Origin of the sequence: Paenibacillus sp. MBLB1832 (assembly GCF_032271945.1) — a bacterium.
Lineage (GTDB): Bacteria > Bacillota > Bacilli > Paenibacillales > NBRC-103111 > Paenibacillus_E > Paenibacillus_E roseopurpureus.
This window is the reverse complement of sequence record NZ_CP130319.1, coordinates 2197126-2210206: the sequence shown is the minus strand read 5'-3', so window position 1 is coordinate 2210206 and position 13081 is coordinate 2197126. Positions and strand designations below refer to the sequence as shown.

The following is a 13081-nucleotide window of genomic DNA, read 5'->3' as shown; positions in this document are numbered from 1 at the left end:
TCGATGACTGATATCTACAGAAGTATAGCACATGTCGAATTCAATAGCATTGGTAACAAAAAACCGCACATCTCTCTGTAAGATGTACGGTTTGCTCTCGTTATATACGATGCATCGGGAGTGAAAATGAAATGCTGCACCCTTCTCCTAAACGACTCTCTGCCCATATTTGACCGCCATGGTACTGGACAATTTCTTTGGCGATCGCGAGGCCTAGCCCACTTCCGCCCGAGTTGCTGCGGGATTTGGAAGCCTTATAGAAGCGCTCGAAAATATGCGGTAAATCTTCATCACTAATCCCGACACCGCTGTCGGTTAGCCGTATGACAAGCTCGCTTGGTTCATCTCTAATTTCGACTTTCACCGTGATAAAGCCGCCGCGACGAGTAAATTTAATCGCATTATAGACGATATTCGCATACACCTGTTCAATCCGATCCGAATCGACGGTAAGCATCAGCTCATGCCCCGCTGTCAGCTTCATATCTAGGGTGTAGGTGATTCCTGCGTTGGCAGCGTCTAATTCATACTTCGCGAATAGCTGCCGAACCATCGTCACACCAGCTGTAGGGACAAGCTGAAAATGAAACTGTTTCGTTTCTAGGCGGCTCAGCTGATATAAGTCCGTAATGAGCCTTTGAATGCCTACAATCCGCATATGGACGACAGATAAATACTTCTTCTGCTCATCGGGTTCTTGAATAACGCCGTCCAAGATTGCTTCGACATAGCCCTGAATGGAGGTCAACGGTGTTCCCAGATCATGCGAAATGTTAGAGAGCAGATCGCGCCGCGACGTTTCCATCAAGATCAATTCATTCGTTCGCTCTTTCACTTTGGACTCGAGATCATTGTACAGCCTCGCATTCTCAATGGAGATTGCAGCTTGCGCTGACAACAATTTAATGACATCCAAACGGTCGGAAGTGAAGGCATTGCGTGTCAAATTATTTTCCAAATAAAACACTCCGACTAAATTGCCCTGATGCAAGATCGGCTCGCAGAAGATCGATTTACTTTCCGTCTGACGAATATAAGGATCGTGCATGAAAAATCCAAAATTCTCCGCATCGTCCAGCACGACCCCTTCCGTCAATCTCGCGGCATATTGAATCACCGTCTGAGGGAGATCGTCGCGTGATTCAAGCAGAACTGAGCAAACTGTGCAGGAGTTTTTCCCTTCACTTGCAAGCATCTCAGCTTCCACATATAAGCTGTCTTTATCCTTAAGGACGAGCACGCTTCGCTCAGCCCCAGAGGAATACGTAACAATTTCCATCAGTCTCTTGATGAGTTGTTCCAAATTGACTTCACTGGATAAGGAGCGCGATGTGTTCATAATCGTCTTGAAATCAAGCGCCTGCAAGGAATAATCACTCAGCTTCGTCGTCGCCCATTCTGGGGCTTGTCCGATATTGCCTGGGTTCCGCAGGCGCAAATTGTCCGCTTTGGCTTTCGCCCCCCAGTTCATATACCCCATATAAGCATCAAAGAAGTACAATTTCGCAAATTTGTCTTTCCCCATCTGCTTGTAATACTTGCCTGCAAGCTCGCTCGCTAACGCTTCATACTGAATGAAGCCTTCTTCCTTAGCTTTCCGAATCGCCGCCTCATAGCCCTGCTCCGCTTTTAAACTGCGTCCACAAACACGATCCCACTCTGCTTGCATGAGATGAGTCATATGCAAGAAATTTTCTGGACAGTTTTTGGCCCATTTGTCCATCTTCCGCATCATCTTCTTAACTTGTTTGGCGTATTTCTTACGATCAATGACCGATGCGTCCTGATACACAGCTGCGATGGATAACACATAATAAAAATAATTTTCTGGGATATGAAACAATCCGAAAGAAACGCCTTCATACATTTCGGACATCTTGCCCATTTTCACAGCTTCCTCATAAGAGCCAAACAAGTAATACAGCATCATTTTCTTAATCGTATACACATGCATGATGACTTGGTTCGGATGCTCTTTCAGCTTTGTTACGAACAGTTCTTCCTCTTCTTGGTGGTTGCCGAAAAGAAGCGGATTGACGCTCATTCCCTCCAAATTCATAATCACCATGCGAATGATTTCCATCATAAGCAGCGTATCGTGATGATTCGTCTGTTCTAAAATCCGATAGCTTTTTGCCAGCTCCTCTTTGAGCTCTGACAGAACTATACCTTGAAAATCTTGAACCAGCACTTGGTAAGTTAACGCATAGCCGGCAAAAACTAAATCGCCATCTTCGATGCCGCTGCGAAACGACTCCCTTAGACGCTCTGAGCTTAGCCTCATCGATTTCACCCAAGGTGTAATGAACAGCCCTAAAGCGAAATAGCTTTTGCTGCGATACGGATGCGATTGAAAACGTGCATTCATCCGCTCACCCAGCTGACCGAACAGATAACCGCCTTGATAGTCGCCAAAGCCCGAACCAAGAATAAGTCCATACGCGCTATACACATACGCCATTGACGGTGTGTTCCCGTATTTCAAGGCGTTTTTGATCATACTAAACATAAAAGGTCCGAACAATTTCGTATCTACAAAATAGGCGGAAACGGCCACATTGATCATCAAATTCATGAGCTTGATTTGAAACGGATCGGCCATAACGGGCAGTTCATACAGATCAAGTGTCGTTCTTCGCCCAATCCTTCTTTTCACATCGAGAAAGTTGACGAGTACATAAGGTGTCGATGGGGAGTCAGATATCCGGATGCCATACTCGGCCAATGCTTTAAGCCCGACTTGCACGCTCTGATGCTGTTTGCCAATATTCGTATATAAGACAACTTGCAAATTATATACTTCCAGCTTCTGCTCACGAGATAGTGGCTCTTGCAGCAGCTGCTCGTATAACTTCGCCGCTTCATCGGCCTGCCCGTTCAGATACAAGCCCTCCGACTTCTCTAATCGAATGTCATAGCTGCGCTCATCGAGTTCATCGCCGTCGATCAATGCCAGCACATCCAGCGCCTTATCCAAATATTGAATCGCCGATTGATACGCATTCGAAGATTTCGCTTTGCGTCCTGCATAATGATTGTAGGCAAGCAATTGTTTAAGCTCCTGCTGCTCCCGAATCAAGGATGACCCTAAATTCAAATGATGGACAATCTCCAACAACCGTTCATTCAATTCTTTCTCGCCCAACGCTTCGATCAACATGCGCGCAATCGTGAGATGCATATCTGGCAGCATGGACTCCTCTATGGAGCCATAAACAGCTTCTTGAATCGAGTCGTGGATAAAGGTGAAACGAATATCTCTAGCTTTGGAATCACTCTGACCTTCTTGAAAAAATTTATAAGCTGTCCCCACAGGGATGATTAGTCCATTTTGGATGGTCAATTCCAGTTCATGCAGCGTCTCTGCAAAAGATTTCTGCATAATAATGCCAAGGGTTTCCAGATCAAACGATACGCCTAAACAGGCGGCTAAACGCATTAAATGCTGTGTTCTAGCGGGCATTCGTTCTAGTTTCTCCGCGAGCAGGAACATGAGATTATCCGTAATGCGCAGAAGCTGAATTTCGTCCAAATCCCATGTCCAACGATTCATCTCATAGTCAAAGGTAAGTACGCCCTGCTCATAAAGCGCGGTCAAGAACACCTTGATGAAGAACGGATTTCCCCCTGTTTTCTGCAAAACAAGCTGCGCCAAGCCTTCTACCTCATCTGCACTCGTCGCTAAGGCTTCGGCAACTAGGCTGCGGACGTCTTCGGTTTTCAGCGCTTGCAATACAATCCGTTCAGCAACTAATCGCGCAGGCAGCTTATCCAGCAATTGCACATGCATCGAGGACAACCAGTTCGTATCGTACTCTCCGCGATAGGCTCCAATAAAGAGGAAATAACGCATTTGTGAATCATTCAGCATTAAATTAAGGAATTGTAACGATGCTGCATCCGCCCACTGTAAATCGTCCAAAAACAAGACGATAGGGTGATTTTTTCCCGAAAATAAAAATAAAAATTGCTGCAGCAAATAGTTCAAACGCTTCTGGGCTTCTTGCTGAGGCAGCTGTTTAGCGCTCGGTTGTTCCCCAATAAGTAAAACAAGCTCTGGAATAAGATCAATCAAGACGCTGCCGCTTGTCCCGACGACCTCTAACAATCGTTTGCGATAATCGTCAATTTCCCGATTTTTCCCTGTCAGAAGCTGTCGTACCAATCCGCGCAACGCATTCGAGAGCGCCTGATACGAGACATGCTGTTTATTCGGCTCAAATCGACCCGAGAGAAACCAACCACGATCTTTCATGATCGTTCGCATCGTTTCACCGATCAGAAAGGTTTTGCCAAATCCGGATTCACCTGTTACCCATACCGCTTCAAGAGAGCCATGCGTAGCTTGCTCATACACGTGAAGGAGTTTCGTAGTTTCATTCTCTCGGCCATACAACCCTTGAGGGATTTGAAACATATCGGTCAGATCATAACGACCAGCTTGAAAATCGTCTAAACGTTCACCCGCCGTAAGTTGGGTCAAACAATGCGTTAAATCTTGTACGATACCATATGCGCTTTGATAGCGATCTTCTGCATTTTTGGCAAGCAATTTCATCACAATGTCAGAAACAGCCTTAGGAATGCCTAAGTCCAAGCTATCAGGCGCAGGAGGCGTTACAGCCAAATGACAATGGATCAACTCGATCGGATCGTCCGTTTGGAAAGGCAGTCGTCCTGTAAGCATTTCGTAGCAGGTAACACCTAAGGAATAATAGTCCGTCCGGTAATCGATGATGCGATTCATTCGTCCCGTCTGCTCAGGAGACATGTAGCGAAGCGTCCCTTCTAGCAGCAGGGGATCGATGATTTCTTGCCGCTCCCTTGTAAACGAAGCAATGCTGAAATCATGTAATTTCATCATCTTCGTATCCACATTGACGAGAATGTTACTTGGGTTAATATCTTTATGGATCACATACCTTTGATGTAAATCGCCAATTATTTTGACTAATTGAATCGCCCCAGCTAAGAAAGCTGTGATGGATTGTGTATACAACGGCAGCAGATCGGCAAGCGGCACTCCGTCAAAATCCTCGAGAATCAAAGCCACATTCGTAGGATTTTGCCACAATGTCAAAGGCTTGAGAATGCCTGGGATGTCCAACGGACTCCCTACCTCGTGTTCCCGTTTCAGCTTTGCGATATCGGATGAGCGCGGGAAGTCTGAGCGCAGTGCTCGGATCATCACCTTCTCCATCGTTACCTTATGAACTGCGCGATAGAAAACCGTCCGTTCATTCCGACTGATCTGTTTGATGAAATCATAATCTGTAAAAACCACCACTCACAGCCTCCTACTTCCTAACGCAATTTACCATTCCAAGGCTGCCCTTGTTCAAACCGCTTCTTGTCATGCTCACGGAAACGCTTCAAGATATCGATATTGCCAATTTCAAATGTATACATATCCCAGATCTCACAAGGCTGCTCCAACGATTCATCTTGTTGTAAAATGGCATTGACCGCTCGTCGCGCCGCTTCGTTCGCGCCTTCCATCGTTGCGAGATTCGTGTTCGTGCGCACATAATCGGATGCCAAGAACAAGTTAGGAATACGTGTATAGGCTTCTGGACGATCTTTCCAAGTATCCTTGCGATTAATAAACAATGGTGAATTATTTTTGCATCTTTGATCGACAGGATCATATTGGATTTCACTGTCCAAGAACCAGGAATGAAGCATGTCATCTTTTAAGATAACAGAATCTCCCGTATTCAGGCTACGCTTTAATTGCTCCCAGACTTCTTCTTTTACTTCTTCCAGCGTGCAATTTACAGCGGGTTTTCCATATAAAATGCCAGGCATGTCCCAATCCGAAATATCTACAGACAATATGCCTTTTACACGGCCGTCCCCATATTCACTTAACTCGATGTCTGGCCAGAACTGTTTTTGGGATACCGAGGTTAATGCCCATGGCGCATCCAAATAGATGACGTGTCCGTGTGTGATTGTCACATCTTCATTCAGATAGAATTGGATGCCATTCATCCACTCGACGGAATCAACCAGTCGTTTCACTCCATAGAGTGAAGGGTCCGCTTGCAGCATTTCTGGCGAAATTAGCGGGCCCATGACCTCAACAGGAAACGCAGCAATATAGTAATCCGCTTCAATTTCGATGGATTTCCCATATTCCGTAACTTGGACACCTATGATTCTGCCATCCTCACATCGGAAACCTTCCACTCTGGCTTCCAAATGATAATCGACACCTTGATCCTGCAGATAGGTCATCCAAGGATAAATCCATTTATCATTCGTTGGTCCATTCAACAGCCTTACGAAGCTCGTCCCTGGCGTTGTGAGATCAAGTGTCATTTGGGCCGCAACAGGACCCACGGTTTGCGTACTCGCCACCTTCGATTGGCATGCGACTAAAGTCGTGGTAAATCCCGCGAAAATTTTCAAAAAGGCCTGAGACTGCTCTTTCGCATGGATGAAATCCCACCAATCAACCCCATCATACTCTTCGCGAATCCGCTCTTCACAACTGGTCATCACTTGCCATAATCTGCGTCGATATTGCCTCAAATCGCTGTTGGTCAGCCCTAGTTTGTGATCAATCAAACCTTTCAAAATTGACAAGTTTTCTATGTTCAATGCCACTTTAGCAGGTAGAGGTTGAATCGGATCTGTAAAAGAAGCAATGTCTAAACGCGATACTTCGGTTAAATTGTCGTACACTGTCTTATCCCCATAAGGGATTCGTTTCAAGGTATCAATGACATGTCGGTAAAAGCGAGGGAATAGTCGGAACCCATGCTCGCCTGGCAAATCACGTCTTCCTCCTTTACCGCTGCCTTTGAAAGGCATACTTCTTGCCTTCCCCCCTGGAATATTTCGACTCTCGTAGACAGAAACCTGGTAGCCTCTTAGAATTAGCTCATGAGCAGCACTAAGTCCCGCAACGCCTCCGCCCAAAATTGCGACCTTTTTCAACAAATTCACTCCTTATAATGGCTTTTTTTGTCATATCGTAGATTGACCTAATCATATCATTCTAGGGCTAATGTCGCATAGTAGAATCATATAAAGTCCTATAAAAAGATAGACTTGCCCGGTTTGGTTTCATTTTTCACAAGATGATTCCCATACGTCGCAAAAAGATGTACAGTATAGAGAATGAATGTGCAGAGAGGTAGGTTATTCCATGTCCGATCGAATTGGTTCACGATACGTGCCAAGTACACAAATCGTCTCTTTCCCTCATGGAACACTCCATTACGGTGATGATGTATTCCTGTCACGTAAGGTACTCCTGTATCGCAAAACAGTTCGCCATCCCCAACACGGCGATATCTACATACGCTCCCTACATGATAAAGCCGCCTTCATCCATGACGGTTTCCATCACATCTTAGATACGTCAGTAAGCGAAGATGCGGTCACAATTATTTTGCAAGCGAAGTCAGGTTCCCTTTTCTCTTCGCTTATTTCCAATCGTAAATGGCCCTTTAGCGCCGTTGTCGAGATGATTAGCGATTTAGGTGTATCTTTGCTGGATGCACTGGAAGAACGGATTACAGGCTTTTCTGTGCGACCTGAGAACTTATGGCTATCCGATCACAATAAACTGTCGGTCATTAACTATTGGGAAGATGACGAAGACCAGGAGCAAAGCGCGATTGGGCTGTGCAGACTGATGATTGGGCTCCTAACTGGCGGCGAGCCGATTACGGACACTTTTGAGGTTATGCATACGACCTTGGAGCGTACTCCAATCCCAAGCGCAACGATGGAACAGAAACAAGCGTTAATTCGGGTGATCAAATTTATTTGCCACGGACAGTCATCGCTCTCATCGCTTGTGTTTGGCTTGCGTAGCTTGCCGCCCACTATTACATCTACAACTACCGTCGCTTCTGCGGAATCATCGAGTCGGGAGCAAGATTGGGTTATGGACTCGTCCCAGCCCCCTGATCCACTTCCACCGCCTCGAGATCTCGACGATGTTGATCGTATACACAACAACCATACATTCGCTAAGGTTGCCTTGAGCGCAGCAACAACGCTCGTTGTTGGCGGGATTGTCGTCTGGGCCGTCTGGCCATCGTCCTCGCCGAAGATCGTTGAGAAGGTCGTGATTGTATCGCCTTCACCAACGGCAAGCATCGTCACGACAGCTAGTCCCAGCGCATCAGCGAAACCTGTTCTCGCAGGCGCCGATTCCGAAGAGACTGTTGTTCCGAATCTCGTCGGTCAAACACAAGAAGCCGCGGAGAAGATGGCACTAGCTGCTGGGCTTCATTACAATTTCTTTATTGAGGCGAGCACCTTGCCCAAGGGGACGGTCAGCAAGCAAGATCCGAAACCAGGGACTAATAGCCTGCAAGGGGAAAATGTGACCTTCTGGGTGAGCAAAGGCTCGCAATAAAGCACAAAAAAAGGCAGTCAAAAGTGTTAGCTACTTTTGACTGCCTTTGTCATCTTATTATGCGTGGAAATCTTGACCCGAACGAACTTCCTTTACATACCCTGCACGAATCACGAAATCTCCGAAATGTTCATCCGCTTGACGCTCTTTGGCGTAGTGCGGAATGATCGTTTGGAGGGAATCCAGAATTTCGGATTCACCGATGTTTTCTTTGTATAGCTTATTCAAGCGGTTTCCAGCGAAGCCGCCGCCAAGATACATATTGTACTTACCTGCAGCTTTTCCGATAAAGGCAAGTTCCGCCAGCATCGGACGCGCACATCCATTCGGACAACCTGTCATCCGAATCGTAATTTCTTGCTCACGAAGTCCAACGCTCTCAAGGATCGCCTCAACTTTCGTAACCAGCGAAGGCAGATAACGCTCCGATTCCGCCATTGCAAGTCCGCACGTTGGGAATGCCACACACGCCATCGAATTACGACGCAGCGCGGAATAGTGTAAGCCATCCGTGATGCCGTGATCCTTGATCAAATCTTCGATCTTCTTCTTTTTCTGAGCGCTCACATTGCCGATAATCAAGTTCTGATTCGACGTCAATCGGAAGTCGCCGTTGTGAACTTTAGCAATTTCACGAAGCCCTGTCATCAAACGGTAGTCGCCATCATCCATGACGCGGCCGTTTTGAATAAACAGCGTGAAGTGCCATTTTCCGTTGCTGCCTTTCACCCAACCATAACGATCACCATTGGATTCGAAATGGAAAGCACGTGTCGGCTCCAAGTTCCAGCCAAGACGCGTTTGCAGCTCGTTCACGAACCACTCGATACCGCGATCATCGATCGTGTATTTGAAACGTGCATGTTTACGAACGGAACGATCGCCGTAATCGCGTTGGATCATTACCGTTTTCTCAGCCAAATCAACCGCTTGCTCCGGCTTGATGAAACCAATAACTTGACCAACCTGCGGATATGTCTTCGTATCTCCATGGGACATCCCCATACCGCCGCCAACGGATACGTTGAAGCCAACCAAACGACCGTTTTCAACAACAGCAATATAGCCTAGATCTTGGGAGTATACGTCAACATCGTTAGATGGCGGAATTGCGATTCCGATTTTGAACTTACGCGGCAAGTACACAGGTCCGTAAATCGGCTCCTGCTCTTCATCGTCGCGGCTGTCCACGATTTTCTCACCGTCAAGCCATATCTCATGATATGCTCTCGTGCGCGGATCCAAGTGGTTGGAGATGCGATTCGCCCACTCATACACTTCACCGTGTACATCTGATTGGTATGGGTTCGGGTTACACATCACGTTACGGTTAACGTCACCGCAAGCAGCAAGTGTGCTGAGCATGGACGCGTTCACTTCTTGAATCGTTTTCTTCATATTCCATTTGATAACACCATGCAATTGGAATGATTGACGCGTCGTCAAACGAATTGTGCCGTTCGCATACTTCTGAGCAACACGATCCATCATCAACCATTGATCAGGCGTAACGATCCCGCCCGCTGCTCGTACGCGGAGCATGAATTGGTAAGCAGGTTCCAGCTTTTGCTTCGCACGCTCGTTACGCAAGTCACGGTCATCCTGCATGTAGCTTCCATGGAATTTCATCAAACGGTTGTCATCCTCTGGGATGGAACCTGTGATGCGGTCTTGCAGCGTTTCTTCCAAGCTGCCGCGCAAATAATTACTGCGGATTTTAATATGTTCAACATCACTATGCGGTGCACTATTCTTCGATAGCAAATTATTTTCTGACATCGTGAGCTTTCTCCTCTCGTGATCGCGGGGATCGTGAATTAATAAACATCCCGTTGATAACGTTTTTGCTGTTGCATATTAGCTAAATATTGCAAGGCCTCATCGTTGCTTAGTCCGCCTTCTTGCTCAAGAATCGAGACTAACGCGGCATTCACATCGTGTGCCATTTTCTTCTCATCACCGCAAACGTACACCACTGCGCCTTCTTGCAGCCATTGATAAAGCTCACGGCTTGACTCTTGCATGCGATGTTGTACATAAACTTTTTGATCCGTATCACGGGAGAAAGCGACATCCAGCTTCGTCAAGACGCCATCTTTCAGCCAACGCTGCATTTCAACTTGGTATAGGAAGTCTGTCGCGAAATGTTGATCGCCATAGAACAACCAGGATTTCCCTTCTGCACCTGTTTCTTCACGATCTTGAAGGAATGCACGGAACGGCGCTACGCCAGTACCAGGTCCGATCATGATGATTGGCGTTTCTGGGTTTTCAGGCAGTTTGAAGTTCGGATTGCTTTGGATATACACAGGCAGTGTTGAACCAATTTGTGTACGTTCAGCCAAATGTACGGAACAAACGCCGTAACGGTTACGTCCATTCGCTTCATAGCGTACAGCGCGAACGGTTACATGTACTTCATCCGGATTCGCCTTGGAGCTGCTTGCGATCGAATAAAGGCGAGCAGGCAATTTGCGCAGAATCGCAACGAACTGGCTGGCAGGAATGCCTTTCAAAGCGAAATCCTGAACCAAATCAAGCAGATCACGTCCATAAATATAAGACTTCAACTCTGGTTCATTCCCAGGGGCAACCATCTCTTGCAGTTTCTCATTCGAAGAAAGTTTCGCCACTTGCTCAAGCAATGGTTTCGTCAGTGCTGTGATCTCATAGTAACGAAGAAGTGCTTCTTGCAAAGGACGCTCTTCCCCATTTTTGTTAACAGCCACTGGTGTGCTTCCATTCCATTCCATCGCCTGAATCAGTTCATTGACAAGACGCGGGTGATTCTCAGGGAATACCCCGATGCTATCGCCTGGTTCGTATTGCAAGTTGGAGCCTTCCAAGGAAATCTCCACATGGCGCGTTTCACGGTCAGAACCGCGGCCATTCAAATTCAAGTTCTCAAGCACTTCCGCTTGGAACGGATTCGTTCTGGAATACTCGGATTCAGGGGATGCGCTTCCTACTGCTGCAGCTGCTCCAGCAACTGGCGCAGATGCGGAAGATGCTGCATTCAAAGCAGCTAATACATTGCTAACCCAAGCCGCTGCCGGCTCATCGAAATCAACATCGCAATCTACGCGATCGGTTAATGTTTTACCGCCAAGTTCTTGCAAACGCTTGTCGAAGTCTTTGCCCGTTTGGCAGAAGAACTCGTAGGACGTGTCGCCCAAGGAAAGAACAGCATAGCGCAGATCATCCAATTGCGGCGCTCTTTTGCTATGAAGGAACTCATAGAACGAAATCGCATTATCCGGCGGATCGCCTTCCCCATGTGTACTTACAACCATGAGCAGGTTTTGTACCTTTTTCAAGTTATTCGGCTTGAAGTCGCTCATCGATGACAATGTCACAATAAACGATTGTTCTTCTAATTTTTTAGCAAGCTTTTTGGCAAGACCAGCAGAATTCCCTGTCTGGGATCCAAATAGCACGGTTACTTCTTTGGAAATGGCAGGTGCGGCCACAGTCGTTGGTAATGAAGCTGTCGGCGCTGCCGCTGCCTGACCTGCTCCTTGCTGGGCTGTCAGATATCCGCTCAGCCAAATACGTTGGGTGTCGGTTAACGACGGCAGGACACGATTAAGTAATTCAACTTGCTCTTGGTTAAAAGGACTGTTTATGACTTGAAGTTCCAACAAAATCCACCTCATCAGCATGTATTGATAAGCTTTGCTATTTTTCGCACTTTTTTTACTCTCCATTGAAACCTATCATAGAGAGCACCACAGGTCAATTAGAATCATCTTATGATACTTATAAGCGTTCTTGATATATGGGGAATTGAGCACTTTTCATGCAAAAAATGACCCTCAAGGGGTCATTTAAGTGCCATATTTCCCAGTATTATCCTTTTACAGCACCATCCATCAAGCCAGCAAATACATACCGTTGTGCAAATAGGTAAATTAGAATGGTCGGCAGCATGATGATCAGAATCGCCGCAGAGAGTTCATTCCAGTAAGAAGCGCGCTCTCCGACGAAAGACATCAGCGCGGTAGACAACGTGTGAAGCTTCTTCGCTGGCATATAAAGAAATGGAATGTACATGTCATTCATAATTTCTACCGTTTTGATAATCGCCAGTGTTGCGGTTGCTGGCACCATAAGCGGGAATATGATGGAACGGAAAATGCGGAAATAGGATGCACCGTCCATCATGGCACTTTCATCCAATTGCACGGAGATTTTCTCCATGAATTGAAGGTAGATGAAAATTTGCAGGAGATCCGTTCCCGCGTAGATGAGTGTTGGGGCGTACAACGTGTTGTACAAGCCCAGTGCTTTAATGATTTGAAACCTAGCTACCTCTGTGGTGTAAAAAGGGACAACCATCGCGACGGTGAACAGTGCGAAAATCACCTTTTTCAACCGAAAATCGAAACGATTCAGAATATAGGCCGTCATTGTGCCTAGAATCATGTTTAATACAACAGAGACAACGATGAGGATCAACGTATTCTGAAAACCAGTCAGTATATCCCCCTTCACAAACGCCGTCTTCAGATTTCCCCAATACAAACTGCTTGGAAGGGAAATGGGAGACGATGCGGCCAGCTCTGACGCTGGCTTCAGAGAAGCAAACAGCACCAACACTAAGGGAATGAGCACAATGACTGTGATAATCGCAAAAATAAGGTAATAGAGCGGCTTGAATTTTGAGCCCATTGTCATGATTCACCGCCTCCAGCCGCACGG

General features: G+C 46.5%; 6 protein-coding genes and 1 pseudogene. 1 reads left to right on the top strand and 6 read right to left on the bottom strand.

Translation table 11 applies throughout. The features are described 5' to 3' along the window. Positions 1-100 precede the first annotated feature (100 nt). The 3 genes and pseudogenes from MJB10_RS26695 to MJB10_RS09465 form a co-directional block, all read right to left on the bottom strand. Positions 101-613 (bottom strand): sensor histidine kinase, encoded by a 513-nt coding sequence (locus MJB10_RS26695; protein WP_397386621.1) that lies wholly within the window; start codon positions 611-613, stop codon positions 101-103. Continuing rightward, a pseudogene (locus MJB10_RS09470) lies at positions 608-5284 on the bottom strand (AAA family ATPase); the annotation flags it as partial. The pseudogene MJB10_RS09470 and the gene MJB10_RS26695, both read right to left, overlap by 6 nt. A gap of 20 nt (positions 5285-5304) precedes the next feature. After that, entirely contained in the window at positions 5305-6954 is a 1650-nt protein-coding gene (locus MJB10_RS09465) for a hydroxysqualene dehydroxylase (protein ID WP_314803940.1), read from the bottom strand. Between the two features lie 202 nt (positions 6955-7156). Here MJB10_RS09465 and MJB10_RS09460 point away from each other — a divergent pair, with 202 nt between their 5' ends. Further along, on the top strand, positions 7157-8380 hold the full coding sequence (locus MJB10_RS09460; RefSeq protein ID WP_314803937.1) for a PASTA domain-containing protein: 1224 nt from the start codon (positions 7157-7159) through the stop codon (positions 8378-8380). A 57-nt stretch (positions 8381-8437) separates the two neighbouring features. On the opposite strand, the gene cysI is transcribed toward MJB10_RS09460, so the two are convergent. The 3 genes from cysI to MJB10_RS09445 form a co-directional block, all read right to left on the bottom strand. Next, entirely contained in the window at positions 8438-10159 is a 1722-nt protein-coding gene (gene cysI, locus MJB10_RS09455) for an assimilatory sulfite reductase (NADPH) hemoprotein subunit (RefSeq protein ID WP_314803936.1), read from the bottom strand. Between the two features lie 38 nt (positions 10160-10197). After that, on the bottom strand, positions 10198-12021 hold the full coding sequence (locus MJB10_RS09450) for an assimilatory sulfite reductase (NADPH) flavoprotein subunit (RefSeq protein WP_314805545.1): 1824 nt from the start codon (positions 12019-12021) through the stop codon (positions 10198-10200). 208 nt (positions 12022-12229) lie between these two features. Continuing rightward, a complete protein-coding gene (locus tag MJB10_RS09445; RefSeq protein WP_314803933.1) occupies positions 12230-13057 on the bottom strand; it encodes a carbohydrate ABC transporter permease in 828 nt (275 codons plus the stop codon). Between the last annotated feature and the right edge of the window lie 24 nt (positions 13058-13081).

What these genes read in the sequence shown, in the direction of transcription:
- MJB10_RS09460 (WP_314803937.1), top strand. Translation starts at nt 7,157, where the DNA reads ATGTCCGATCGAATTGGTTCACGATACGTGCCAAGTACACAAATCGTC.
- cysI (WP_314803936.1), bottom strand. Translation starts at nt 10,159, where the DNA reads ATGTCAGAAAATAATTTGCTATCGAAGAATAGTGCACCGCATAGTGAT.
- MJB10_RS09445 (WP_314803933.1), bottom strand. Translation starts at nt 13,057, where the DNA reads ATGACAATGGGCTCAAAATTCAAGCCGCTCTATTACCTTATTTTTGCG.